The sequence below is a fragment of the Streptomyces sp. CB01881 genome, from assembly GCF_002953255.1.
In the GTDB taxonomy this organism is placed as follows: domain Bacteria; phylum Actinomycetota; class Actinomycetes; order Streptomycetales; family Streptomycetaceae; genus Kitasatospora.
On record NZ_CP026498.1, the window covers coordinates 9718601 to 9744708 of the forward strand.

Here is a 26108-nt window from a genome sequence, read left to right on the forward strand (position 1 = left end):
TCCCCCGGCGGGTGAGACGGTCGGACAGCTCTTCAATGGCCTGGATTCAGACCATTGGGGTGGTGAGCAGCATCGTTCACCCCCCGCCCGGGCCGCGTCAAGGGTGGTGAGGGGGCGGGTCCGGGAGTCACTCATAGGTACGATTCCGGCGTGGACGTCGACGAGGTACGCGAACAAGCGCGCGTGGACTGGCAGGCCGGGGCGATCTTCCGGCCCGTCCGGACCGGCAACGCCTTCGAGGAGACCGTCGAACGCCTCCTCCAGGCGATCAAACTGGGCGTCTTCGGCCACGGCGACCGGCTGCCCGCCGAACGCGACCTCGCCACCCGGCTCGGGGTCAGCCGCGAGACCCTGCGCGAGGCGCTCCGCACGCTCCAGCAGGCCGGCTGCGTCGAGTCGAGACGCGGCCGCTACGGCGGCACCTTCGTCACCTACCGGATGCCGCCGCCGGACGTCGCCGAGCTGCGCCGGGCCGCCCGCGACCTCGGCGGCGAACTGGAGGACGCGCTGACGTACCGTCTGGTGCTGGAGACCGGCGCCGCCGAGGCGGCCGCCCGGCGCACCCTCTCCGCCGACCAGCGCGCCTATCTGGAGAGCCGGCTCGCCGACCTGGAGGGCGCGCCCCCGGAGCAGTACCGGCAGCTGGACTCACGCTTCCACCTGGCCGTCGGCGAGCTGACCGGCTCCCGCACCCTGGCCGCTGGCATCGCCGAGGCCCGGATGCGCCTGAACGACCTGCTCAACGCCATCCCGATGCTGGATCGCAACATCGAGCACGCCGCCGACCAGCACCGCGCGATGGTCCGGGCGATCCTCGACGGCGACGGCGAGGCCGCCCGCCGCGCCACCGAGGAGCACCTCGCCGCGACCGCCGCACTGCTCCGGGGCTTCCTGGCCTGACGGTCGCTCTCCGCCCCCAAAGCGACTACGGAGCGTGATATTCGCCGGTGGTCCGATATTCTGGCCCGGTGAGCGAGAACCTTCCCCCCTGCCCCCGGTGCTCCAGCGAGTACACGTACGAGATGAACGCACTCATGGTCTGCCCCGAGTGCGGCAACGAGTGGGTGCCCGCCGAGGGCGGCGCCGACGAGACCGGCGCCGCCGGCGAGCGGGTGATCAAGGACTCGGTCGGCAACGTGCTGAGCGACGGCGACACCGTGACCGTCGTCAAGGCGCTCAAGGTCAAGGGCAGCCCCTCGGGCATCAAGGCGGGCACCAAGGTCCGCAACATCCGCCTGGTCGACGGCGTCGACGGCCACGACATCGACTGCAGGATCGAGGGCTTCGGCCCCATGCAGCTCAAGTCGAGCGTAGTCAAGAAGGCCTGAACCCCCGCGAGGGCGCCCGCGTCGGACCTCGACGCAGGGCGCCCTTCACCATTTGTCAGGTCATCCGTCCCGGCCTATTGACTCGGATTCCAACAGTGGCGATTCTCGTCACACCGAGTACGCGGGACATGACAGTCGGCCGGACGGCGGTTGCCCCGCACCGGTCCGCCGTCCCACCGCGTCATCCGCTCCCCGACCCGAGTGGTGACCATGACCCAGCTCCCCCACAGCAGGCTCCGACTCGCCACCCTCCTGGCCTCGTTACTCGCCCTGATCGCCGTGGCGCTCGCCGCGCCGGCGCCCGGGGTCGCGAGCGAGCCGGGCTGGTGGAACCCGATCGCACGGCCCTCGCCCGACTCGCAGATCAACGTCACGGGCGAGCCCTTCAAGGGGACGGACGCCCAGGGCAAGGTCCGCGGCTTCGTCGACGCGCACGACCACATCATGGCCAACGAGGCCTTCGGCGGCCGGCTGATCTGCGGCAAGGCGTTCTCCGAGGCCGGGGTCGCCGACGCGCTCAAGGACTGCCCCGAGCACTACCCCGACGGCTCCCTCGCCATCTTCGACTTCATCACCAAGGGCGGGGACGGCAAGCACGACCCGGTCGGCTGGCCCACCTTCAAGGACTGGCCCGCCCACGACTCGCTGACCCACCAGCAGAACTACTACGCCTGGATCGAACGCGCCTGGCGCGGCGGCCAGCGGGTGCTCGTCAACGACCTGGTCACCAACGGGGTGATCTGCTCGGTCTACTTCTTCAAGGACCGCAGCTGCGACGAGATGACCTCCATCCGGCTCCAGGCACAGAAGACCTACGAGCTCCAGGCCTACATCGACACCATGTTCGGCGGGCCCGGCAAGGGCTGGTTCCGGATCGTCACCGACAGCGCGCAGGCCCGCGAGGTCGTCAAGCAGGGCAAACTGGCCGTCGTCCTGGGCGTGGAGACGTCCGAACCCTTCGGCTGCAAGCAGATCCTGGACGTCGCCCAGTGCAGCAAGGCCGACATCGACCGCGGCCTCGACGAGCTGTACGGGCTGGGCGTGCGCAGCATGTTCCTCTGCCACAAGTTCGACAACGCTCTGTGCGGGGTCCGCTTCGACGAGGGCGCGCTCGGCACGGCGATCAACGTCGGCCAGTTCCTGTCGACCGGCACCTTCTGGAAGACGGAGCAGTGCGCCGGACCGCAGCACGACAACCCCATCGGCCTCGCCCCGGCGCCGGCCGCCCAGCAGCAACTGCCGCAGGGCGTCGCCGTCCCGTCGTACGCCACCGACGCCCGGTGCAACACCCGCGGGCTGACGGATCTCGGCGAGTACGCCGTGCGCGGCCTGATGAAGCGCAAGATGATGCTGGAAGTCGACCACATGAGCGTGAAGGCGGCCGACCGCTCCTTCGACATCCTCGAATCCGAGTCGTACCCGGGCGTCCTCTCCTCGCACAGCTGGATGGACCTCGACTGGACCGAGCGGGTCTACAAGCTCGGCGGCTTCGTCGCCCAGTACATGAACGGCGCCGAGGCGTTCAGCAACGAGGCGAAGCGCACCGACGCGCTGCGCGACAAGTACCAGGTGGGCTACGGCTACGGCACCGACATGAACGGCGTCGGCGGCTGGCCCGGCCCGCGCGGCGCGGACACCGCCAACCCGGTGCGGTACCCGTTCCGCAGCGTGGACGGCGGCTCGGTCATCGACCGGCAGACCGCCGGCTCCCGCACCTGGGACATCAACACCGACGGCGCCGCGCACTACGGCCTCGTCCCGGACTGGATCGAGGACATCCGGCAGGTCGGCGGCCAGGGCGTGGTGGACGACCTCTTCCGGGGCGCCGAGTCCTACCTCACCACCTGGGGGGCGTCCGAGCACCACCGGGCCGGCGTGAACCTGGCCACGGGGTCGCCCGCCTCGGCCTCCTCGACGGAGTGGAACCCGTTCGTCAGCTACGCCCCCGGGCGGGCCGTGGACGGCGACCTCGGGAGCCGCTGGGCCAGCGACTGGAGCGACGACCAGTGGCTCCGGCTCGACCTCGGGTCCACCACCCTGGTCGGGCGCGTCACCCTGGACTGGGAGCGCGCCTACGGCAGGGCGTACCGCATCGAGGTCTCCACCGACGGCACCGACTGGCAGTCCGTCTGGTCCACCACCACCGGCGGCGGCGGACTGGAGACCGCGCGGTTCGCCGGCGTCCCGGCCCGGTACGTCCGCGTCCACGGGGTGCAACGCGGCACCCAGTGGGGCTACTCGCTCCACGAGGTCGGCGTCTACAGCACCTGACGGCCGTCCCGCCCCGTCGCCCCGGTACCCCGGTCCGCCGTGACCGGGGTGCCGGGGCAACGGCGTGCCGGGGTACCGGAGCCGGGGTGCCGGGGTGCAGGGGTGCAGGGGCAACGGGCGGCGGCGGCGGGCGGCGGCGGATCAGCCCCGATCGCCGTCCGGCCAGTGCGAGATCGGGCTGAGGGAGCCCTCCACCGTGGTGATGGTGGTGCCGCCCGGCACGAACGACTCGAAGTCGATCCGCGGATCGCCGATGTCGACGGTCACCAGCAGCAGGTAGCGGTTCATCCGGGACACCACGTCCTCACCGAACAGCTCCACCTTCTCCACGTTGCCGAAGGCGTGGGGCGGCCGCTCCGGCAGGGCCTTGAAGTGGGGCGACACGGCGTCCAGGAAGGCCTGCCGGGCCTCCTTCTCCTCCTCGATCTGCTCGGGGGTGGGGTTGCTCGCGTCGCCCTTGAGCTCGTTCCCGGTCGGGGGTGCGTCGATACGGAAAACAGTGATCATCAGCGGAACTCCAGTTCATCGGGGACCGGCCGCCGCACGGGAGGTGACCCGCCGGCCCTCCGGTCCGCGAACGGACTGCTGCGACCCGGGCGGTACGGGACACGCAGCAGCTCGGTGTACGCCGCCCAGGCGTCCAGCAGGGGCGGCACCACCGTCCGGCGCCGCCCGGACCCGGTGCGCAGGACGGCCGCCCGCACCTCGGCCGGCGACGCCGCGGGGAACTCGGACAGCAGCAGGGCGACCGTGCCCGCCACGAACGGGACGGCGGCGCTGGTACCGGTGAGCACGAGCCGACGGTCCCCGGGGCCGAGACCCGTGACGGCCTCGCCCGGTGCACCGATGCCGCGCCCCCCGATCGATCCCCCCAGATTGGAGAGGTTCATCGGCCGCCCCCGCCGGTCGTAGGCGATCACCGGGATCGTCCAGGGGTGCCGGGTGAGGACGGAGGTGCCGACCGCGCCCTGGTTCCCGGCGGCCACCACCGTGATCACGCCGCGGTTGGCGGCGTGGTCCAGCGCCCACTCCAGCTCGCGGTGCCCCGTTCCGGCGGGCCGGTCCGGGCCGACGCTCAGGTTCAGCACGCGGGCGCCCGCGTCGACCGTCTCCACGACGGCGGCCGCGAGGTCCTCCAGACTCGTGGCGGGGGCGGCGCGGGTGGCGGGGCGGTCGGCCGCGAAGACGGGGCGCACCAGGAGCGTGCAGCCCGGGCAGATGCCCGGCGGCTCCCAGCCGCGCCCGGCGCCGAGCAGGCCGACGACGAAGGTGCCGTGGCGGCAGGCCGGGCCGCCGCCACCCGCGCGGCTGCACGCGCCGCCGCGTCCGCCGGGTCCGCCATACGTCAGGAAGTGCAGCCGCTGCCCGGCGAGGCCCGGGTGGTCCAGGGCCACCAGGCCGTCGATCACCGCGACGACGACCTCCGGCCGGCCGGCGCCGCGTGCCATCAGCCGTGTGAGCCCAGCCTGTTCGAACGGTGTCGTCATCGGGTCGTCCCGTGTGCGCGGTCCCGCCGGCCTGCCTCGGTCCTCGGCCCTCGGCCGGGTCCGGTCGGGTACCGGATCACTGGAAGCGGCTGGTGTCGCAGGTGTCCAGACAGTCCTTCCGACACTGTCGGCACTCCCGACCATTGGGGTTGTTCCGGCACGGGCCCAGGCATTCGGCCCGGCACTCCACCGCACAGAACGACCACTGCCCCTCGATCACCTGCGGGCCCCGCGCGGAGCCGTGGCGCGACACCCGGTAGTGCCCGCCCGTGTGGTGGAGCGCCGACTCGGCGGTGAATCCCGGGATCGTCATCTCCCACACCTCCTCCTCCCGCGCCCGGCCGGCGCGGCTCAACGGTCGTAGTAGGGACACAGCTTGTTCACCAGGAAGGGGAACTCCTCGGTGACGTCGACCCGGACGAAGAACTTCTCGGTGACGTCCGTCCGGCGGTCGGTGTAGCAGAACAGGACGTCGATGATCCTGCGGGCGCCGCTCAGCCGGGAGTCGCGGAAGCTCACCGCGGTCAGCGAGGAGTCGGCGGCGAAGGCCTCCACGGTCTTCTCGTAGATGCGCGGGTAGCGGACCGCGAGGTAGTTCAGCGCGCGGTGCTCGTCGGTGTCGCCCGCGTTGTCCCCCAGCTGCATCACCCGGTGCAGCAACTCCCTGGAGGACGTCGCGAACAGGTCGTCGTCCATTCCCGCGGGCCGGTCTATCGCCGCCACCAGCTCCTCGGTGTCGAAGGAGTAGATCTGGTCGAAGGAGACGACCGGGAGCGTCAGGCCGTTGCAGAGGTCGGGCGGGGCGAGCGGCCCCCGGTGGCCGATGACGACGTCGAGGTCGGAGCCCCTGGGTTCCGGCCGGACGGCCGCGACCAGGCGGTCGAACTCCACCGGGTCCCGCGGTCGCAGGAGGTAGGTCTCGATCCCCTGGACGCTCAGGACGTAGCACAACTGGCGTGCGAGGTAGCGGTTGTCGGCCTGTGAGACGACCGCGTGCACGGCCTGCCGGTCGGTCAGCTCGGCGCTGTCGGACCGGTACACGGCCTGGGCGACCTCCTTCTCGACCGCCAGGCTCGGGAACCGGTAGTCGACCTGGCCGAGCACGTAGACATAGCCGCCACCGTGACCGCGGCCGCCCCGCCCCGAGTCGTCCCCGGCCGCCTCCACGGTCGTGTCCCCGCTCCCGCACCCGTGGCCGCAGCGGTAGTCCGGCATCGAGGCGGCGGTCACGGTGGCGTGATCCGGCATCGAGGCGGCGGTCACGGTGGCGTGATCCGGCATCGAGGCGGTCGGGGAGGCGGCCGCAGCGGTGGCGGCGGGCGGTGCGAGGACCGGCTTGAGCTGGTCGGGGTCGTCCGCCGGCCGGTCGTCCACCAGGTCGGGGTGCTCCTGGTACTCCTGGTCCATCGGTGACTCCTCACGTCATGCCTCACGCGTCACGCCTCACGCCTCACGTCACGCCGTCCGGACCGTCGCGGCATTCACGTCACGGTCCGTCACCACGCTCACGGTTGGTGAGCGCGGCCCCGCGACAGGACCACCCGGCGGTTGAGTGCGGCCGCGCGCCGCTCGCAACCACCGCAGGGCCTCCTGATCCCCATCGTGCTCGTCACACGCCTGACCGCGTCCCCGAGGCCGATCTCCTCGTCGGTGACGAACCCGGGGACGAACCCGGGGACGCGCACCCTGCGCGGACGGCGGGCCTCGCCGCTGGGGGCGGGGTCGTCCCGCCACTCACCGTCGGTCATCGGCCATCTCCCTCACCGTCACCGCCCGTGCGCAGCTCCGTGGCAGCGGGCCGCGGCCCGCCCGGGTGCCGCGGGAACGGGGGCGTGAAGACATGTCGGGTCGTGAAGTGTGTCGGGTCGTGAAGTGTCGGGTCGTGAAACATGCCGGGCCGTTCGGACGCGAGGGTTGCGTTCACTCGCGTGGGGGGAGCCGGGGAGACCCTGGCTTCGGTCGCCCGCGGTCATCCACTACTTCCAGGCTGCTCCTGCCCGGCCCGACGTGCACCTCGGCGGGAGCGCGGCCGACCCCGGGGGCGGCGCGGCCCGACGGCGTAGCCTGGACGGAGCGGGCCGTTCGCCCGGTGCCCCCGGGGAGGCCCGCGAGGGAGCGCCGGCCGACCGGTGGCCGGAGGTCTCCGTCCGGACCACGTGACGGGAGCACCATCATGGCCATTCCCGGCTTCCACGCCGAGGCGTCCGTCCGACCGGGCCCCGGCCGGCACGCGACGACCCGGTACGCGACGACCCGGCCGGCGGCGAGCCCGCGCAGCGGCGCCACCGGAGAGCAGATCGTCGTCCCCATGTTCACCGAGGAGGAGCGGCAGCAGCGGATCAGGTGCGGCCAGAGCCTCGACTCCTGCGACCAGGAGTGCCAGCCCCAGCTCGACATGGGCGACTTCTTCCAGTGGCAGCGGTGCCACGACGAGTGCAACCAGCAGTACGACGACTGCATGCAGAGCTGAGTTCCGTACCTGAACCGGACGCGGACACGCGGACACGCGAAGGCGGACACGCGGACACGCGAAGGCGGACACGCGGACACGCGAAGGCGGCCGGTCTCGGGGAGACCGGCCGCCCTCGTCACGCTGCCGGTGCCGCGGGGGCCCGGTGTGTTCGCCGTGCGGCTCAGGCGCCGGGCGCGGCCACCCGCTCCTCCTGCCCGGCGGCCGGGGCCGGCTCCGCGGTGACCCGCGTGCCGGGGTGGAGCAGCGCGCACACGAACGCGACGCCGAGCGCCGCCGCCATGCCGTACAGCACCGGGCCGTTGGCCTCGGCGAAGGCGTGGCGGACGGCGTCGATCATCTCGGCGGAGGCGCCGGACGCGCCGCCCTGGCCGCCGCCCTCGCCGTGGCCGGTGATGCTCTTGGTGATCTCCTCCGCGGTGCCGTGCGCGACCTCGGCCGGCACGCCGTGCGCCAGCAGGGTGTCCTGGATGTTCGCAGTGGTGCTGTGCAGCAGGACGGTGCCCAGCACGGCCATGCCGAGGCTGGCCGAGTAGTTGCGCACGGTCTGGGTGATGCCGGTGACCTCACCGTACGAGGCGCCGATCGCGCGGTTGACGGCGTCCGTCGAGGCGGGCGTGAGCAGCAGGCCGATGCCGAGGCCGGCCAGCGCGATGTACGGCCACTGGGCGCCCAGCGACAGGTCGGTGATCTTGCCGGCCCAGAGCGCGAAGCCCACGGCGCCGACCGCGGTGCCCACCATCATCGGCGGCCGGGCGCCGACGCGGTCGAGCAGCCGGCCGCCGAGCTGCGAGCCGGGGGCGAAGCCGGCGAAGAACACCAGCAGGTAGAGGCCGGCGTCGTTGGCCGACTGGTTGAGCGCCACCTGCGAGTAGACCGAGGCGAAGAAGAACACCGGGACGAACGCGATCATCGCGAAGAACAGCACCGCGTTGTCGGCCGCGAAGGCGCGGTCGGCGAAGACCCGGAGCTTGATCAGCGGGTCCTGGGTGCGCAGCTCGAACAGGACGAACAGCACCATCACGGCGAGGCCGCCGGCGATGCAGAGCCAGGTGGCCGGGCTGTCCCAGCCCCAGGTCGCGGCCTGCTGGAGGCCGAGCACGCTCAGGGCCATGCCGACCGCCACCAGCGCGGCGCCCACCCAGTCGATCGGCTCACGGCGCGGGGTGTTGCGGATCTTCGCCATCAGCGTCAGGACGATCGCGATGACGGCCATCGGCACGTTGACCCAGAAGATCGCCCGCCAGGTCCAGCTGGTCAGCCAGCCACCGAGGATCGGGCCGACCGCGGTGAGACCGCCGGCCACGCCGAAGAAGAGCGCCAGCGCGCGGCCGCGCCGCTGCACCGGGAAGACCTCCACCACCACGGCGAGCGCGGCCGGGAACATCAGCGCCGCGCCGAGGCCCTGGAGCGCCCGGAAGACGATCAGCCAGGTCTGCGCCGCGCTGCCGGTGGGCACCGCGCCACACAGGGCCGAGGCGGCCACGAAGGTCAGCGTGCCGACCAGCGCCATCCGCTTGTGGCCGAGCACGTCCGCCAGCCGCCCGCCGAGGGCGAAGAACGCCGCCAGCGCCAGCAGGTACGAGTTGACCACCCACTGCATGCCGACCGAGGAGAGGCCGAGTTCGTGGATGATGTCGGGCGCGGCGATGGAGACGATGGTCTGGTCGATGAAGGTCATCGAGACCGCGAAGAGCATGCCTGCCAGTGTCAGTGACTGACTGGCGGCCACAGGTGTCGAGGTGGCCGGAGCGTTCTCGGACCGCACGGGTTCCCGTCCCTTTCGTTCGATGGGTATGGCGGCAGGGCTCCGCCGCCGGTTCACCCCGTCCGGCCCCGCCCGTACCGCGAACTGACACGGCGTCTCGCCGGTCAGCGGACACTATGTCACCCGGATGGCCGCCCCGCACGCCGGAGGGACGGCCGAATCGACACCGGTGTAGTTTACGGGCCGTCAGACCTCTCGGAGTCCCGGGCTCCCGGCCTCGGTCACGAAGGACGCGGCGGTGGCCAACGTCCCGTCCGGGGTGGTGATGTGGGACACCGTCCGGAAGTCGGCGCGGGCGTGCTCCGGGGTGAGGGTGACCGTCGTGTAGCCGCGCAGTCCGTTGTAGAACCGGACGTTTGCCGCACCCGCCGCGCAGGAGCGCGGCGCCCGGGCGGCCGGACGCCCGGGACGGCCGAACACCCGGGCACCGGCGATCCGGAGCCCGGGCGGCGGCGGTCAGCAGCTCAGACGGCGGCGCAGGCTGAGCGGGCGGATGTCCGGCCAGACCTGGTCGACGTGGGCGGTGCACTCCTCCTCGCCGCCGCTGAAGCCCTCGGCCCGCCAGCCGGCCGGCACCGGGGTGCCGGCCGGCCAGAGTGCGTGCTGCTCCTCGTCGTTGACGACGACCTGGTACTGGGCTTCGGTGCTCACGGAGTACTCCTTGCCGGAGGGGGTGGGAGCCCGGCGGCCGGGGGGCCGCCGGACGTCGGGCGTCGGGATCGGGGTCGGGCTTGGACGTCGGGCGACGGATCCGAGGCGTCCGGGCGGTCGGACGGGTCAGCCGGAGAGCGCCTCGGAACGGTCGGCCTGCGCGGCCCTGCGGGCGGCCGCGAGGCGGGCGCGCTCCCGCAGGCCGACCAGGTCGTCCGGCTCCGCGTCGGGCACGTCCCGGTCGAACCGGGCCAGGGCGGGCAGGCGCAGGCCGACCGCCACCAGGACCAGCATCGCCAGGCCGAACAGCAGGTACATCACCGCGATGCCGCGTCCGGGCCCGGTGCCGATCAGCGGGCCGAAGACCCCGGCGAGCGCACCGCCGTCGTCCATCAGCGGGCCGAACACCGCCGAGCCCAGCGGGGCGATCACGCCGTGCCCGAGCGGCAGGGTGGACCAGGCGACGAGCGTGTTGAGCGCGAACACCCGGCCGTGGAACCGCTGCGGCACCTTGACCTGGACGATCGTCGAGTAGACGCCGTTGACCAGCGTCAGCGCGAAGGACATCCCGAACGCCCCGGCGGCGATCACCCAGAGCCCGGCGTGCAGGCCGGTGAAGGCGCAGGCCAGCGAGAGCAGCGCGGCGAGCCCGAGCATGCCGCGCAGCCGGTGCCGGCGCGGCCCGCCCCAGAAGCCCATCGCGATGCCGCCGAGCAGCGCCCCCGCCCCGCCCGCGACGGCCACCCGGGCGGCGCCGTCGAGGTCGGAGAAGGCCAGCACCATCGGGGTGACCAGCAGGAACAGCGGCGCCAGGAAGACGTTCAGGCCGGCGAACCAGAGCAGCATCGAGCGGAAGCCCCGGTTGTGCCAGGAGTAGCCGAAGCCCTGCCGGATCTCCTCGGTGAGCGACTCGCGCCTGGTCCAGGGCAGCGTCCTCGGGAACCTCACCGCGAGCAGCACGCCGATCGCCAGCGCGTAGCTCACCACGTCGATGACCAGGATGCCGCGCAGGCCGATCGCCGCCATCAGCGCGACCGCCACCAGCGGGACGACGAACTGTGCCGCACCGAAGGCGAGTTGGACGATTCCGTTGGCGTGGCCGAGGTACTGCTTGGGCACGATCTGGGGCACCGCGGAGGCGTAGGCGAGCCGTTGGAAGGTGAGCGCCACGGAGAGCACGCCGAGCAGGACGTAGACCTCCCAGGAGTGCAGCTGCCCGGCGACCAGCAGGGCCAGCATCCCGGCCTGGGTGGCCCCCGCCGCGACGTCGCCGGCCAGCATCACCTTCCGGCGGTCCAGCCGGTCCACCAGCGCGCCGGCCAGCGGGCCGACGAGGATGCCGGGCAGCATGGCGATCACCGCGTAGAGCGCGTACCGGGCCATCGAGCCGGTCTCCAGCAGGATCCAGACCGGCAGGGCGAACTCGGTGAGCGCCGAGCCGGTGATCGAGACCAGCTGGCCGGCGGCGACGGCCAGGAAGCGGCGCATGCTGGGCTGCGGGCCGTCGTCGGCCACGGTCTGCGCCGCAGGCTCCGGGCCGTCCGCGGCGGGGGCCGGCGGACCGGTCTCGCCGTGGAACCACCAGGAGGAGTCCGGACCCGGCGCGGGCAGCCGGTCCGTCGCGCCGTCCAGGACGGCCCGGTGCACGGTGGTGACCGCCTCGGCGACCTCGTCCGCGCGGTACTTGACGAAGAAGTGCCCGCCCTGGTCGAGCACCGCGACGGCCGAACGCTCGGCGAGCAGCAGCCACTCGCGGTAGCGCTCCTGGTAGAAGTCGGCGGCCGGGTCGCGGTCGCCGACCAGCGAGATCATCGGCGCCCTCAGCCGCGGCGCGCCCGCGTCCACCTCGGCGATGGCCCGGGTGAAGTACTCCTCGGCGGCCTGGGAGTCGCGGCGCATGTTGCCGACGATGAACCGGACCTGGTCCTGGTCGAGTTCGGAGGTGTCGACGCCCATGCCGGTCAGCCAGTTGACGTAGACCCGGTCGCCGAGCAGCGGCTCCAGCGAGGCCAGCCGGCTCAGCGTGGTGAGCACCTTGCTCCGCGGCTTGGCGAAGGGGAACTGCGCGCCGGCGTAGACGGCTTCGAGCTCGCGCCCGGAGGCCTCCAGCAGCCGGGCGGTGGCGACGGCGAGCGCCGTGCCGACCCCGCAGTGGCCGTAGACCACCACCGGGCCCTCGACCCGCTCGCGGACCTCCCGGGCCAGCTGCTCGGCCAGTTCGTCGAAGGGCAGGTGCTCCTCGGTGACGCCGATGTCGTGGCCGGGGATGGCCACCGCCCACAGCTCGGTGCCGGCCGGCAGCAGGTCGGCGACCGGCTGGTAGACCACCGCGCTGCCGCCGCCGTACGGGACGCAGACCAGGGTGAGCCGGCGGCGGTCGGCGGGCACCGGCCGGGTGAGCCGGTGCAGCAGCCTGCGCGGGCCGCGGTCCTGCTCGGAGAGGTCCGCCAGGGCGGCGAGGTCGCGCACCGTCCGGCAGGTGAAGAGGTCCATCACGGAGATCGGGCGGGCGCCGGCCTCGGTGAGCCGCTTGCGGGCCTTGGCGACCACCTGGGTGGCGAGCAGCGAGTGGCCGCCGAGGTCGAAGAAGTCCTCGTCCGTGCCGACCTCGGGCAGGCCCAGCACCTCGGCCCAGATCCCGGCGAGCACCCGCTCGGCCTCGGTCACGGGCTTCTGCACCCCGCCCCCGGCCCGGCGCAGCTTCGGGGCGGGCAGGGCGCGGCGGTCCAGCTTGCCGTTGGGGGTGAGCGGCAGGGCCGCCAGCACGGGGAAGGCGGTGGGCACCTGGTGGTCGGGCAGCGAGAGCTTGAGCGTCGAGCGCAGGGCGGCCGGATCGGGCTCCTCGGCCCCCGGCTCCAGAAGGACGTAGCCGACCAGGCGCTTGTCGCCGGGGTTGTCCTCGCGGACGATCACGGCGGCGTCGGCGATGCCGGGCTGGGCGCGGAGCAGGGCCTCGGTCTCGCCGGGCTCGATCCGCAGGCCGCGGATCTTCACCTGCTGGTCGATCCGGCCGAGGTGTTCGAGGGTGCCGTCGGGGCGGCGGCGGGCGAGGTCGCCGGTGCGGTAGAGGCGGGAGCCGGGCGGGCCGTAGGGGTCGGGGACGAAGCGGGCGGCGGTGAGGCCCGGGCGGCGGTGGTAGCCGAGGGCCACGGCGGTGCCGCCGATGTGGAGTTCGCCGGGGGCGCCGGGCGGGACGGGCCGCAGCGCCCGGTCGAGCACGTAGAGGCGGGTGTTGTCGATCGGCAGGCCGATCGGGACGGTCTCCAGCGGGCCTTCGCACTCCCAGGAGGAGACGTCGACGGCGGCCTCGGTCGGCCCGTACAGGTTGGCGAGCGCGCAGCCCGGCAGCCGGGCGGTGAACTCCCGTGCGGTGTCCGGTGGGAGGGCCTCGCCGCTGCAGACGACGCGGCGCAGCGCGGTGCACTTCTCCACCTCGTCCTCGGCGAGGAACACGGTGAGCATGGCGGGCACGAAGTGGGCGACGGTGACGCCGGCGCGGGCGATCAGGTCGCGCAGGTAGCCGGCGTCCTTCTGTCCGCCGGGCTTGGCGAGGACGATCCGGGCGCCGGTGGCCAGCGGCCAGAAGAACTCCCAGACGGACACGTCGAATCCGGCCGGGGTCTTCTGCAGGACGGCGTCGCCGGGGCCGATCCGGTAGGCGTCCTGCATCCAGCGGAGCCGGTTGGCGATGCCGCGGTGGGTGTTGGGCACGCCCTTGGGGCGGCCGGTGGAACCGGAGGTGTAGATCAGGTAGGCGGTGTCGTCGGGCGCCGGACCGGCCGGGCGGGTCTTCGCCCTGGGCCACTCGGCGGGGTCGTCGAGCAGCAGCACGCGGGCGGTGCAGCCCTTGGGGGTGGGGAGTCCGCGCTGGGTGAGCAGGACGGGCGCGGCGCTGTCCGCGAGCAGGAAGGCCAGGCGTTCGGCGGGGTACTCGGGCTCCAGCGGGGTGTAGCCGGCGCCGGTGCGCAGCACGCCGAGCAGACCGGCGACGAGTTCGGGCGAGCGTTCGGCGCCGACCGCGACCAGGCTCCCCGGGCCGATCCCTTCGGCGGCCAGGCGGGCGGCGATCCGGTCGGCGGCCGCGTCGAGTTGACGGTAGGTCAGTGCGGGCCGGTCCTCGAAGGCGACGGCGACCGCGTCCGGGGTGCGGGCGATCTGCTCGGCGATCATCGCGGTCAGCGTGGTGTCCGGGCGGTCGACCGTCGTCCGGTTGAACTCCTCAAGCTCGAAGGCGCGTTCGTCCTCGGCCAGCTCGTCGAGGGTGGAGACCGGCGCGTCCGGCCGGGCGGCGACGGCGGCCAGCAGCCGGCCGAGGTGGCCGCCGAACCGGGCGATGTCGTCCTCGGTGAAGAGGTCGGTGTTGTAGTTGAAGGCGCCGGCCAGGCCGTCGGGCCACTCCTGCAGGAACAGCTCCAGGTCGAACCGGGTGCCGCTGGCGCGAACGCCGAACGGCTCGACCTCCAGCGGGAGTTCGCCGATCCCATCGCGGGTGGTGGCGTAGTTCTGCACGGCCAGGACGGCCTGGAACACCGGCGGACGGCTGACGTCGCGGGGCACCTTCAGCTCGGTGACCAGCTGGGCGAAGGGCAGCTCCTGGTGGGCGTAGGCCTCCAGGCAGGTCTCCCGGGTGCGCCGCAGCAGCTCACTGAAGGACGGGTCGCCGCCGAGCCGGGCGGGCAGCGCCAGCACGTTGACGAACATGCCGACGAGCGGTTCGAGTTCGGGCTCGGGGCGGCCGGCGATGGGCGAGCCGACAGCGAAGTCGGTCTGGCCGCTGTAGCGGGCCAGCAGGGCCTGGAAGGCGGCCAGCAGCACCATGTGGACGGTGGCATCGTGGCGCCTGCCGAGGGCGGTGAGCTCGTCCAGCAGGGCCCGGTCGACGCGGAAGCCGTGGCCGGCGCCGTCGAAGGTCTGCCGGGGCGGGCGGGGGCGGGAGAAGGCCAGTTCGAGCGGCTCGACGCCGGCCAGCTCACCGGCCCAGTGGGCGACCTCGGCGGCGAGCCGGTCCCCGCTCAGGCGTTCCCGCTGCCAGATCGCGAAGTCACCGTACTGGACGGCGAGTTCCGGCAGCGGGTCGAGTCTGCCGGCCGCGTAGGCGGCGTAGCCGCGGAGCACCTCGCCGACCAGCACCTCGCTGGACCATCCGTCGCTCACGCTGTGGTGGACCACCAGCAGCAGGAGGTGGTCGTCCTCGGCGAGCCGGACGAGCAGGGCGCGCAGCAGCGGCCCGGCCTCCAGGTCGAACGGCACGGCGGCCGCGGCGTCGACCAGTCGGCCGGCCTCGTCCTCGTCCGCCGCCTCGGCGGTGACCAGGTCGAACGGCGCGGGCTCGGCGATCTCCAGCACCGGGCGGCCGTCCTCGGTGGCCGGGTAGCGCGAGCGCAGCGTCTCGTGGCGGGCGACCGAGGCGTCCAGCGCGCGGCGCAGCGCGCCGGTGTCCAGCGGGCCGCGCAGCCGGCGGGTGACCGGGATGTTGTAGGCGGAGGTGCCGGGCGCGAACTGCTCCATGAACCAGAGGCGTTCCTGGGCGAAGGAGAGCGGCACGGTGGCGTCGGCGGCCCGCCGCGGGACGGCCTGGCGGGGCGCGGTGCGCGCCTTGAGGCGGCGGCTGAGCAGCTCCCGCTTCGCGGCGGAGAGCTTCGCCGGGGACGGCGCCTCCGCTCCCGCGACGGGGGTGCCCGCGCCCCCCGGTGCGCCCGCGCTCACTGGTGTGTCGGCACTCACTGGTGCGTCGGTGCTCATGACGGGGTCGTCCCTTCCGGGGAGTCCTGCGCGGCGAGCAGTTCCTCTGCGGCGTCCTCGGACAGCTCGGCGAGTTCGGCGACCAGGGCGGCTTCGACGGCGTCGGCGAAGGCGGCCACGGTCCGGTGGGTGAACAGGGTGCGCAGCGGCACGGCCAGGTCGACGGTCGAGCGGATGCGGGCGACGACGCGGGTGGCCAGCAGGGAGTGGCCGCCGAGGTCGAAGAAGTCGTCCAGGGCGCCGACCTGCTCCAGGCCGAGCACCTCCTGCCACACCTCGGCGACCAGCTCCTCGGCCTCGGTGCGCGGGGCGAGGAAGGCGGCGCGCAGTTCGGGCCGGCTCTCGGGGGCGGGCAGGGCGCGGCGGTCGAGCTTGCCGTTCGGGGTGAGCGGCAGCGCGTCCAGGACGAGCAGGGCGTTCGGCACCAGGTGGGGCGGGAGGGTGGCGGCGAGCCCGGTGCGCAGCGCGTCCGGCACGGGGGCGGGGCCCCCGGCGGCGGGCACCACGTAGCCGACCAGGGCGTCGCCGCGGACGGTCACCACGGCCTGGCCGACGCCGGGCAGGGCGAGCAGGGCGCTCTCGGTCTCGCCGGGCTCGATGCGGAAGCCGCGGACCTTGACCTGGCTGTCGAGCCGGCCGAGGAACTCCAGGGCGCCGTCGGCGCGGCGGCGGACGAGGTCGCCGGTCCGGTAGCGGCGGGCGCCGGGCGGGCCGTCCGGATCGGGGACGAAGGCGCGGGCGGTGGCGCCGGGGCGGCCCAGGTAGCCGTGGGTGACGCCGTCGCCGCCGATGACCAGCTCACCGGGGGTGCCGGGCGGGACGGGGTTGCCGTGCCGGTCGAGGACGGCCGTGGTGGTGGCGCCGATCGGCCGGCCGATCGGCGGGCGGGCGGTGGCGTCGGCGGCGCCGAGTTCGGCGGTGGTGGCGATGACGGTGGTCTCGGTGGGCCCGTAGGAGTTGACCACCCGGACGGTGTCGCCGAACCAGGCGCGCCAGGCGGCGACGGATTCCGGCCGCACCTGGTCGGCGCCGAGGATCAGCAGCCGCAGGGCGGCCGGCCAGGGCGTGGCGTCGAGGTCGGCGACCAGCTGGTGCCAGTACGGGGTGGGCAGGTCGAGGACGGTGAGCCCGGCGGCGGAGGGCTCGGCGAGCTGCTCGGGCAGGGCGGCGCCCGGCTCGGCGACGACGAGGGTGGCGCCGGCGGCGAGCGCCGGGAACACCTCCTCGGCGCAGGTGTCGAAGGAGAGCGAGGCGAACTGGAGCACGCGGTCGGCGGCGGTGATCCCGTAGCCCTCGCGCATCCAGGCGACCCGGGCGGCCAGCGCGCGGTGCGGCACCAGGACGCCCTTGGGGGTGCCGGTGGAGCCGGAGGTGTAGACGAGGTAGGCCGGGTCGTCCCCGCCGACGGCGGGACCCTCCGCCAGGGGCGCCTGCTCGGCGGAGGCGGCCACGGCGAACGGTTCACCGGCGACGGAGTCGGCCGCCGCAAGCGGTTCACCCGCACCGGAGACGACCGCCGCAAGCGGTTCACCCGCACCGGAGACGACCGCCGCAAGCGGTTCACCCGCACCGAAGTCGGCCGCCGCGAGGACCGGGACCTCCGTCGGGAGGCCCTCGACCGGCCGCCCGTCGGCGGTGACCAGGACCTTCGCCCCGCTGTCGGCCAGCATGAAGGCGAGCCGCGCGGCCGGGTACTCCGGGTCCAGCGGCAGGTAGGCGGCGCCGGCCCGCCAGGCGGCCAGCATGGTGACCACCGCACGCGGCCCGCGCGGCAGGCAGAACGCGACGACGTCCCCGCGCCGCACCCCGGCCGCGGCCAGCCGGGCGGCCAACCCGGCCGACTCCTGCGCCAGTCGGGCGCGCGAGAGCCGCTCGCCGCGGCTCTCCAGGGCGGGCGCGTCCGGGGCTTCGGCGGCGGCGCGGTCGATCGCGGCGAGCACCGTCTCCGGATGGGGGGTCGGGGTGGGGCCGACGGTGACGGCGGCTTCGGCGAGCTCCGCGGCGTCCAGCAGGGCCAGTCGGTGGACGGGCGTGTCCGGCCCCGCCAGGGCGTCGCGCAGCAGGCTCTCGAACCAGCGGCCGAGCCGGGTGATCCAGGCCTCGTCGAGCAGTTCGGTCTGGTATCCGAAGATCGCCAGCAGGTCGTCGCCGTCCCACCGGACGTCCAGGGCGAGTTCGAACTTGGCCGCCGTGTAGCCGCCGTCGAGTTCGGTGCAGCGCAGGTCGGCGAAGGCGTGCTCGTCGAGCGCGCCGCCGCTCTGGGTGTGGACGGTCAGCAGGGTCTGGAAGACCGGCGTGCGGCCGGGGTCGCGCTCGACCCGCAGCTCCTCGGTGAGCTGCTCGAACGGCACCTGGCTGTGGCCGAGCGCGCCGAGCCAGTCCTTTCGGGTGCGGCGCAGCAGGTCGGCGAAGGTCGGTGCACCGGCGAGGTCCGCGCGCAGTACCAGGGCGCTGGAGAAGTAGCCGACCGTCTGCTCGGCCTCGACGGTGGTGCGGGCGGCGGTGGGCACGCCGATGCAGAAGTCGTCCTGCCCGGTGCAGCGTTGCAGCAGGGCCTGGTAGGCGGCGGCCAGCACCATGAACGGCGTCATGCGGCGGGCGCGGGCGAAGGCGTCCAGTTCGGGGCCGAGGCCGCGCAGGGTGCGGGTGTGGAAGGCGCCGGCGCTGCCCGGGTGGGCGGGCCGGGGCCGTTCCAGCGGCAGTTCGAGGGCGGGGGCGTCGGCGAGGCGGTCGCACCAGTAGGCGAGCGCCGCGGGCGCCTCCGGTCCGGCCAGCCACGCGCGTTCGGCGGCGGCGTGGGCGAGGTAGGAGGGCGGCGGCGGCAGGTCGAGCGGCCGGCCGGCGCGGTGCGCGGCGTAGCGGTCGGCGAGTTCGGTGCGCAGCAGGCCGAGTGACCAGCCGTCGGCCGCGATGTGGTGCACGGCCAGGCAGAGCACGTGTTCCTGTGTGCCGGTGCGGAACAGGGCGGCGCGCAGCAGCGGGCCGGCGGCGAGGTCGAAGCCGCGGTTGGTGCGCTCGGCGAGGGCCGCGGGGAGCCGGTGCGGCTCGCCCCGCAGGTCGACCACCTCCAGCGGGAGCGGTGCCGGGGGGTCGACCACGGGCGCCGGGCGGCCGTCCTCGTTCGGGAACCGGGTGCGCAGCGCCTCGTGCCGGGCCACCACCCCGTCGAGGGCGGCACGCAGGGCGGCCGGGTCCAGCTCGCCGGTGAGCCGCAGGGCGAGCGGGATGTTGTAGGAGGCGTCCCCCGGGTCCAACTGGCCCAGGAACCAGAGGCGTTCCTGTCCGATGGTCAGGACGGCCGACGCCGGGGAGACCTGGTCGGGCCCGTGGGGTGCCGCATGGACGGACGTGCTCATCGTGCTCCTCATGACGCGCCGGCGGTCGACAGACGGCAGGGCTCGGACGTGGTCCGGCCGCGTGCCCTGTCGGTGGGAGGGAGCTGCGCGCTCGGCGAGGCGGCGGGCCCCCGTATGGCCGCCGCAGTGCGGATCATGCTAGGGAGCGGGGTCGGCGAGCGTCAATGGTCTGGACCAGCTATCCGCCGGGTGATTGCCGGACCGCCGCCGGAGCTGACGGAGGGTTGACTCGGCAGGGTGTGAGTGATTGAGTACTCACATGAAGAACGAACGCCCCCGCCAGTTGTCGACGGCCGAGGAACGCCGTGAGACGGTGCTCCGCACCGCGATCGGAGCCTTCGCCTCGCGGGGGTACTTCGGCACCACGACCACCGAGGTCGGCAAGGCCGCCGGCATCTCCCAGGCCTACGTCTACCGCCTCTTCCCCAACAAGGAGGCACTGTTCGTCGCCGTCGTCGAGCACTGCTTCACCCGGGTCCGGGCCAGCCTGGAGGAGGGCGCGGCGCAGGCCGCGAGCAGCGCACCGGAGGCCGTCCTGCACGCCATGGGGGACGCCTACGCCAAGCTGATCAGCGACAACGACCTGATGCTCGTCCAGCTGCACGCCCAGGCGGCAGCGGTCTCCGAGCCGGCGGTCCGGGACGCCGTCCGGGCGGGCTACGCCCGGCTGGTCGAGTACACCCGGGGCGCCTCCGGGGGCGACGAGCACCAGATCCAGGAGTTCTTCGCCACCGGCATGCTCTGCCACCTGCTGGTGTCGATGGGCGCCGAAGAGGTCGACGCACCCTGGACGCGCACCCTGACGGCCGGGATCACGCACTACTGAGGCACCGCGCCACCGCAGCACCCCGCCACTGGGCGCCGGGCCCCGGACACCGGGACCCGACCGGCGGACACCGACCGGCGGGCCCCGAGCCCGCACTCACGCCACACCCCGCCGCGGCGGGGCGGCGGCCCGCACTCCCCCGGGGGCCGCCGCCCCGCCCATCCTTTGGGCATAAGAGTGAGTGGTCAACCACATATAGGAGCTCTCGTGACCGCACCCGGCACGGAAACCGGTACGAACAGCGCTTTACGGCCCGGTGCCGCACTCGCCGCCCTGGCGGGCGCCCAGTTCACCGTCGTTCTCAGCACCTCGATCGTCAACGTCGCCCTCCCGGCCGTCCGGGACGGCGTCGGCCTCTCCGACAGCGGCATGTCCTGGGTGGTCAACGCCTACGGCCTCGCCTTCGGCGCACTGCTGCTGCCCGGCGGGCGGGTGGCGGACCTGCTCGGCGGGGTGCTCACCGAGCGCCTCGGATGGCCCTGGGTCTTCCACGCCCTCGCGCCGGCCCCGCGCTGAACCGCACTGAACCGCACTGAACCGCACTGTCGCAGCCCAGGCCCGGCCCCGACCCCGACCCCGACCCCGGCGCACCACCACGTCCGTCCTGCCAGTTCCACGCCGCACGTTCCCCTTCGCAGATCCACTCAGGGAGAGACCACCATGACCGTCCACACCATCGACGAGAACGCGCCCGTCATCGCCCGCCTGACCACCACGATCCACGCACCGCTCGCCGTCGTCTGGTCCCTGCACACCGACATCGACTCCTGGGCCACCTGGCTCCCGGACGTCGACCGGGCCCGCCTGGACGGCCCGCTCGCCCCCGGCGCCTCGTTCCACTGGCAGACCCACGGCCTGGACATCGCCTCCACCGTGCTGGAGCTCGTCCCCGGCCGGCGGATCGTCTGGGGCGGTCCGGCCAACGGCATCGACGGGGTCCACGTCTGGACCTTCGCGGAGACGGACGGTGCGGTGACCGTCCACACCGAGGAGTCCTGGTCCGGCGCGCCGGTCGAGGCGCAGCCGGCCGAGCTGGAGGCCGCGCTGCGGGCGTCCCTGGAGAGCTGGCTCGACCGGCTCAAGGCCGAGGCCGAGCGCTGCTGAACAGCCACCGAGCCCGGCCGCCGGCCCGCTCCCACCGTCCCCGCTCCCCCCGTTTGACCCCCGCCTGATCCCCGCCCGACCCACACGCCCCGCCGCCATCGCCGGTGCCGCGACACCGAGAACCCGAGGAGTCCGCCATGACCGCCGCCGCCAAGCCCTACCTGACCGGCCACTACACCCCCGTCGCCGACGAGATCACCGCCACCGGCCTGACCGTCGAGGGCCACCTGCCGCCCGAGCTGACCGGCCGGCTGATCCGCAACAGCCACAACCCCAAGCCCGGCATCACCCCCACCCACTGGTTCAAGGGCAGCGGCATGGTGCACGGCATCCGGCTGCGCGACGGGCGCGCCGAGTGGTACCGCAACCGCTGGGTGCACACCCCCGCCCTGGACGGTGCGCCGTACATGACCGAGCACGGCCCCGACCTGACCGTCTCCACCGCCGGCACCCACGTCATCGAGCACGGCGGCCGGCTGCTCGCGCTCTGCGAGTCCGCGCTCCCGTTCGAGCTGACGCCCGAACTGGAGACGGTCGGCGCCTTCGACTGGAACGGGCGGCTCACCTCCGCCATGACCGCCCACCCCAAGGAGGACCCGGTCACCGGCGAGCTGCACTTCTTCGCCTCCTCGCCCTTCCCGCCCTACCTGGTCCACCACGTCTCCTCCCCCGACGGCACGGTGCTGACCAGCCAGGAGGTCCCGGGCGCGAGCGCGGCGCTCAAGCACGACTTCGCGATCACCGAGCACCACGTGGTCTTCCTGGAGGGCTCGGTCGCCCTCGACCTGTCCGAGCACTCGGGCATCCCGTACGGCTGGAGCGACGCCCAGGTCTCGCGGATCGGCGTCATGCCGCGCGGCAACGGCGGTGCGGCGAAGGTCCGTTGGTTCGAGATCGGCCAGGGCTTCGTGATGCACCTCGCCAACGCCTACGAGGACGCGGCCGGCCGGATCGTCGTCGAGGGCCCGGCGGTGGGCCGGGAGGGCTGGCAGCGCTCCTGGAACTGGTGGGTCGGCGCCCCGGACCGCGGCGCCGAGCCCACCTCCGGTTCCCTCAGCCGCCGCTGGACCGTCGACCTGGCGGCCGGCACGGTCCGGGAGGAGCAGACCGACGACCTCACCGTCGAGTTCCCGACCATCAACGAGGCGTTCCTCGGGCGCGAGCACCGCTACCAGTACGCGCTGTCCTTCCCCGACGACCGCGGCATCGGCAACCACTCCCTGGTCAAGTACGACCGCGGCACGGGCGCACGGCAGTTGCTGCCGGTCGGCACCGGGCAGCTCCCGAGCGAGGCGGTGTTCGTCCCGGCCGGGGGCGCCGGCGGCGAGGACGCGGGCTACCTGCTCACCGTCGTCAGCGACCTCAACGCCGACGCCTCCCGGCTGCTCGTCCTGGACGCCTCCGACCTCTCCCTCCCGCCGGTCGCCACCGTCCACCTCCCGCGCCGGGTGCCGGCCATGATCCACGGCTCCTGGATCCCGGACGCCGACCTGGCCTGACCCCCGCGTCGTCGTCGACGTCCCCGCCCTCAACGACGTCCCCACCCCGACGACGTCCCCGTCCGCGTCCGCCCCGGCTCTCCCCGCCGGGGCGGACGCCCTCATGCGCGGGCAGCGCCCACGGCACTCACGGTGTCCGCGGCGCCCAGGACGTCCACGGCGTCCACGGCGTCCAGTGCCGGGGCGAGGACGGCGAAGGCCCGGTCCAGCAGGGCCGCCGGGTCCTCGGCGCCGTCGCTGGCGCTCCACCTCCGGAGCACCGCATCGAAGGCCGCCAACGCCATCCCGGCGGCGAGCGGCGGGTACATCGCGGTGGCCGGGTCGAGCCCGAGACGGTCCGCCAGCTCCGCCGCCAGCTCCTCGCGCCACTGCGCCTGGCGTTCCAGGAAGCGGGCCAGAAGGGGCGGGGTCCGCAGGATCAGCTGCACCACCCGCAGGGCGCGATCGTCGTGGTCCGCCCGGCCCGCCTGGCCGGGGCGGTCGGCGCAGGCGGCGAGGGAGATCCAGACGGCGTGCCGCAGCGCGGCCGCGGGCCGCTCCCCGGCGGGCCGGGCCGACAGCTCCGTGCACATCCCGGGCCCCAGGTCGGCCAGGACCTGGACGACGACGTCCTCCTTGGAGGCGAAGTAGCGGAAGAACGTCCGTTTGGAGACGCCGGCGGCGGCCGCGATCTCGTCGATGGTGACGGCGTCGAACCCCTTGTCCGCCAGTAGTTGGAGGGCGGCTTCGGCCAGCTCGGCGGCGACGAGCCGGCGCTTGCGCTCGGCCATGGTCAGTTCGGGGCGGGTGGTCACCCCGGCATGGTATCGCGATGCCCCGCATGGCACTCAGAGGCGCCTTGACACCAAGTGACAGGCTCGGCAGCATGTGCCGCATGACAGAGCATCAGAGCTGGAGCGCCGAGCACATCCCGGACCAGACCGGCCGGATCTTCGTCGTCACCGGGGCCAACAGCGGCCTCGGCCTGGCCACCACCCGCGCTCTGGCCCGCCGGGGAGCACAGGTCGTCCTGGCGGTCCGCGACGAACGGAAGGGCCACCGCGCGGTCGCGGAGCTGCACGCCGCACAGCCGGACGCCCGGCTGGAGGTCCGCCCGCTCGACCTCGCCGACCTCGACTCGGTCCGCGCCTTCGCCCGTGACCTGCGGGCCGACCACGGCCGCCTGGACGTGCTGGTCAACAACGCCGGCGTGATGGCCCCGCCGCGGACCTTGAGCGCCCAGGGCCACGAGCTCCAGTTCGCCGCCCACCACCTCGGCCACTTCGCGCTCACCGGCCTGCTGCTCGACCTGCTCGCCGAGGGGCGCGACCCCCGAGTGGTCACGGTCACCTCGATCAACCACCGGCGGGGCCGGATCCACTTCGACGACCTCGACGGCCGTCACCGGTACGCGCCGATGGCCTTCTACAACCAGTCCAAGTTCGCCAACGCGGTCTTCGGCCGGCAGCTCCACCTCCGGCTCTCCGGGGCCGGCAGCCCCGTCCGCAGCCTGCTCGCCCACCCCGGCTTCTCCGCCACCAACATCGTGACCGACGGGCCGACCGCCCTCTACCAGCTGCTCTTCGGCCGCCTCGCCCGGCCGCTCGCCCAGAGCCCCGACCGGGGCGCCCTGCCCCAGCTCTACGCGGCCACCGAACCGGGCGCACGAAGCGGGGAGTTCATCGGCCCGGACGGCGCGGGCGAGCTGCGCGGCAACCCCACCCGGGTACGGCTGTCGCCCACGGCCGCCGACCCCGGGACCGGCCGCCGGCTCTGGGAGTTGTCGGAGAAGCTGACCGAGGTCACGTACGACCTTCCGGACACCACCGTCGGCTGACCGGACCGCCCCCGCCCGGTGGTGGGTGCGGCGCCGTGGGGCGCGTGGAGTGGGAAGTCGGCCGGGCCGGCCGGTTCAAGCTGCCGCCTCGGAGCGGGCGGCCCGGAGCGGCGCGACCCGGGGCGGCGCGGCCCGGGGCGGCGCGGCAAGCGGGGCGGAATGATCATGTGACAAGGTGCGCCGTGTGACGGCCCGTCACTGGTCGCCGCGGGTCGGTGGGGCGCTGGTCGGCGTGTGACAGTGCGGCGCTCCGACCGGGACCCGGAAGGACCCGGTTGCCGATCGAAGATCACCAAGCAGTAGGCTCGCTCCGCAACACGACGCGAAGCGAAGGGGAGCTCAGTGGCGCGGGTTGCGGTGATCGGTGGCGGTATCAGCGGGCTTGGGACGGCGCTCATGCTCGGCAGACGGGGCCACACGGTCACGTTGTTCGAGCAGGACACCCGGGCGGCCGGGGAGGACCTGAACCAGGACTTCTTCCGCTGGAACAGGCCCCGCGTCCCGCAGGCCGTCCAGCCCCACTCGTTCCTCGCGCCCGTACGCACCGTCCTGCTTGCCGAGACCCCTGACGTCTACGCGGACCTGCTGGCCCGCGGAGCCCGGGAGTACCACGACTTCGACTGGTTCGGTGAGCATCCGCCGCACCGGGACGGCGACGAGGACCTGGTGACCCTGCGCACCCGCCGCATCGTGCTGGAGGCCGCCCTGACCGCGGCCGTGCGGCAGGAACGGACCGTTGACGTGCGGCGGGGCTGCCGGGTGGACGCCCTCACCGTCGAGGAGGGCCGCCCTCCCCGGGTCACCGGTGTGCGGGTGGGCGCGGCAGTGCACCGGGCGGACCTCGTCGTCGACGCGTCCGGTCGGCGCTCACCGGTTCCCGCCTGGCTGACCGCGGCCGGCTGCCGCCCGCCCGTGGTCGAGAGCCACCGCGCCGGGATCGCCTACCTGTGCCGCTGGTACCGCCTGCGTGCCGACGGCCCCCGCGACCCCGGGCGGGTGAAGCCCGGCTCGGCCGCGCCGTTCGCGCTCGCCGGCGTCTTCCCCTCCGACAACGACACCTTCGCGGTGAACGTGGTGCTCTCCACCGGCGATCCGACCCGCGGCGCGCTCACCGACCCCGACGTGTTCGAAGCCGTCGCCCGCCGCTTCCCCGCCACGGCCGCCTGGCTCGACCTGGACCCCGAGCCGCAGTCGCCGGTCCTCGCGATGGCCGGCCTGGACAACCGCTGGACCTCCCTCACCGACGACGACGGACCCGTCGTCACCGGCCTGGTCAACGCCGGGGACAGCCTCGTCCACACCAACCCCACCCTGGGCCATGGCGTGGCCCTCGGCCTGCGCGCCGCCCAGCACCTCGCCGCCCATGCCGACGACATAGCCGCGGACCCGGCCGGCTACCACGCCTGGACGGCGCAGGCCCTCCGCCCGTGGTTCGACGCACAGGTGACGGCCGACCGCGCCAACGAGGAGCGCCTCACCGAGAGCGCACCGCCCCCGGACCGGCGGGCTGCCGCCCTGGCCGCCTGCGCCTTCGACGACCCCGTCGTCATGAGGGCCCGTGCCCAGGTGCGCCATCTCCTGCAACCCGCCGAGGACGCCTACGGCACCGACGAGGTGGACCGGCACCTCGCCGCCTGGCTGGCCGCCCACCCGGAGTTCTCGCCGACGCACGACGGCCCGACCCGGGACCAGTGGGACGCGCTCGTCCCCGCCTGAGCACGCGCCCGGCCCACAGGTGCCCGGTGCCGGCAACCCGGGCCGGCACCGCACCGGGTGCAGCACGGGACGGC

Annotated in this window: 20 protein-coding genes and 1 pseudogene; 10 read left to right on the plus strand and 11 right to left on the minus strand. The window is 74.0% G+C overall.

Annotated elements, in window-relative coordinates:
* Positions 1-150: 150 nt before the first annotated feature.
* The 3 genes from C2142_RS31815 to C2142_RS31825 all read left to right on the plus strand — a co-directional run bounded on the left by C2142_RS31815 (position 151) and on the right by C2142_RS31825 (position 3599).
* Positions 151-900 carry a GntR family transcriptional regulator gene (locus tag C2142_RS31815; protein WP_241002896.1) on the plus strand — a complete coding sequence of 250 codons (750 nt, stop codon included), beginning with the start codon at positions 151-153 and terminating at the stop codon, positions 898-900.
* Positions 901-968: 68 nt separating this feature from the next.
* Positions 969-1328 carry a zinc ribbon domain-containing protein YjdM gene (locus C2142_RS31820; RefSeq protein WP_148646279.1) on the plus strand — a complete coding sequence of 120 codons (360 nt, stop codon included), beginning with the start codon at positions 969-971 and terminating at the stop codon, positions 1326-1328.
* 210 nt (positions 1329-1538) lie between these two features.
* Positions 1539-3599, plus strand: coding sequence for a discoidin domain-containing protein (locus C2142_RS31825; RefSeq protein ID WP_148646280.1), 2061 nt, complete (start codon positions 1539-1541; stop codon positions 3597-3599).
* 141 nt (positions 3600-3740) lie between these two features.
* Here C2142_RS31825 and C2142_RS31830 read toward each other — a convergent pair whose 3' ends face one another.
* From C2142_RS31830 to C2142_RS31850, 5 genes are all read right to left on the minus strand, one after another.
* Positions 3741-4106 carry a hypothetical protein gene (locus tag C2142_RS31830; protein ID WP_148646281.1) on the minus strand — a complete coding sequence of 122 codons (366 nt, stop codon included), beginning with the start codon at positions 4104-4106 and terminating at the stop codon, positions 3741-3743.
* Positions 4106-5086 (minus strand): S8 family serine peptidase, encoded by a 981-nt coding sequence (locus C2142_RS31835; RefSeq protein ID WP_206671060.1) that lies wholly within the window; start codon positions 5084-5086, stop codon positions 4106-4108. Before C2142_RS31835 ends, C2142_RS31830 begins: the two co-directional genes overlap by 1 nt.
* A gap of 76 nt (positions 5087-5162) precedes the next feature.
* Complete coding sequence (locus C2142_RS31840) at positions 5163-5399, minus strand: hypothetical protein (protein WP_148646282.1); 237 nt, start codon at positions 5397-5399, stop codon at positions 5163-5165.
* A 38-nt stretch (positions 5400-5437) separates the two neighbouring features.
* Positions 5438-6493, minus strand: coding sequence for a hypothetical protein (locus C2142_RS31845; RefSeq protein WP_241002897.1), 1056 nt, complete (start codon positions 6491-6493; stop codon positions 5438-5440).
* Between the two features lie 98 nt (positions 6494-6591).
* On the minus strand, positions 6592-6834 hold the full coding sequence (locus C2142_RS31850; RefSeq protein WP_148646283.1) for a hypothetical protein: 243 nt from the start codon (positions 6832-6834) through the stop codon (positions 6592-6594).
* 425 nt (positions 6835-7259) lie between these two features.
* Here C2142_RS31850 and C2142_RS31855 point away from each other — a divergent pair, with 425 nt between their 5' ends.
* The gene (locus C2142_RS31855) at positions 7260-7556 is read left to right on the plus strand and encodes a hypothetical protein (RefSeq protein ID WP_148646284.1); all 297 of its coding nucleotides are present in this window, start codon (positions 7260-7262) and stop codon (positions 7554-7556) included.
* 163 nt (positions 7557-7719) lie between these two features.
* On the opposite strand, the gene C2142_RS31860 is transcribed toward C2142_RS31855, so the two are convergent.
* The 5 genes and pseudogenes from C2142_RS31860 to C2142_RS31880 all read right to left on the minus strand — a co-directional run bounded on the left by C2142_RS31860 (position 7720) and on the right by C2142_RS31880 (position 19073).
* A complete protein-coding gene (locus C2142_RS31860; protein WP_241002898.1) occupies positions 7720-9324 on the minus strand; it encodes an MFS transporter in 1605 nt (534 codons plus the stop codon).
* A gap of 186 nt (positions 9325-9510) precedes the next feature.
* Positions 9511-9681 (minus strand): annotated as a pseudogene (locus C2142_RS31865) (alkaline phosphatase); the annotation flags it as partial.
* Positions 9682-9780: 99 nt separating this feature from the next.
* Positions 9781-9975 carry an MbtH family NRPS accessory protein gene (locus C2142_RS31870; RefSeq protein ID WP_148646286.1) on the minus strand — a complete coding sequence of 65 codons (195 nt, stop codon included), beginning with the start codon at positions 9973-9975 and terminating at the stop codon, positions 9781-9783.
* Positions 9976-10101: 126 nt separating this feature from the next.
* The gene (locus tag C2142_RS31875; protein WP_148646287.1) at positions 10102-15717 is read right to left on the minus strand and encodes a non-ribosomal peptide synthetase/MFS transporter; all 5616 of its coding nucleotides are present in this window, start codon (positions 15715-15717) and stop codon (positions 10102-10104) included.
* Positions 15714-19073 carry an amino acid adenylation domain-containing protein gene (locus C2142_RS31880; RefSeq protein ID WP_241002899.1) on the minus strand — a complete coding sequence of 1120 codons (3360 nt, stop codon included), beginning with the start codon at positions 19071-19073 and terminating at the stop codon, positions 15714-15716. Before C2142_RS31880 ends, C2142_RS31875 begins: the two co-directional genes overlap by 4 nt.
* 259 nt (positions 19074-19332) lie before the next feature.
* Between C2142_RS31880 and C2142_RS31885 the strand changes: the two genes are divergently transcribed.
* From C2142_RS31885 to C2142_RS31900, 4 genes are all read left to right on the plus strand, one after another.
* Complete coding sequence (locus C2142_RS31885; protein ID WP_148646289.1) at positions 19333-19899, plus strand: TetR/AcrR family transcriptional regulator; 567 nt, start codon at positions 19333-19335, stop codon at positions 19897-19899.
* Positions 19900-20106: 207 nt separating this feature from the next.
* Complete coding sequence (locus tag C2142_RS31890; RefSeq protein WP_241002900.1) at positions 20107-20415, plus strand: hypothetical protein; 309 nt, start codon at positions 20107-20109, stop codon at positions 20413-20415.
* Positions 20416-20559: 144 nt separating this feature from the next.
* The gene (locus tag C2142_RS31895) at positions 20560-21003 is read left to right on the plus strand and encodes an SRPBCC family protein (RefSeq protein WP_148646290.1); all 444 of its coding nucleotides are present in this window, start codon (positions 20560-20562) and stop codon (positions 21001-21003) included.
* A 137-nt stretch (positions 21004-21140) separates the two neighbouring features.
* Positions 21141-22502 carry a carotenoid oxygenase family protein gene (locus tag C2142_RS31900; protein WP_148646291.1) on the plus strand — a complete coding sequence of 454 codons (1362 nt, stop codon included), beginning with the start codon at positions 21141-21143 and terminating at the stop codon, positions 22500-22502.
* Between the two features lie 101 nt (positions 22503-22603).
* Here the strand turns inward: C2142_RS31900 and C2142_RS31905 are convergent, their stop codons facing one another.
* Positions 22604-23272: a TetR family transcriptional regulator gene (locus C2142_RS31905; protein WP_148646671.1), complete on the minus strand. Its 669-nt coding sequence runs from the start codon at positions 23270-23272 to the stop codon at positions 22604-22606.
* 104 nt (positions 23273-23376) lie between these two features.
* Here C2142_RS31905 and C2142_RS31910 point away from each other — a divergent pair, with 104 nt between their 5' ends.
* Together C2142_RS31910 and C2142_RS31915 are read left to right on the plus strand one after the other, a co-directional pair.
* Positions 23377-24318, plus strand: coding sequence for an oxidoreductase (locus tag C2142_RS31910; RefSeq protein WP_148646292.1), 942 nt, complete (start codon positions 23377-23379; stop codon positions 24316-24318).
* Between the two features lie 342 nt (positions 24319-24660).
* On the plus strand, positions 24661-26034 hold the full coding sequence (locus C2142_RS31915) for an FAD-dependent oxidoreductase (protein WP_148646293.1): 1374 nt from the start codon (positions 24661-24663) through the stop codon (positions 26032-26034).
* Positions 26035-26108: the final 74 nt, after the last annotated feature.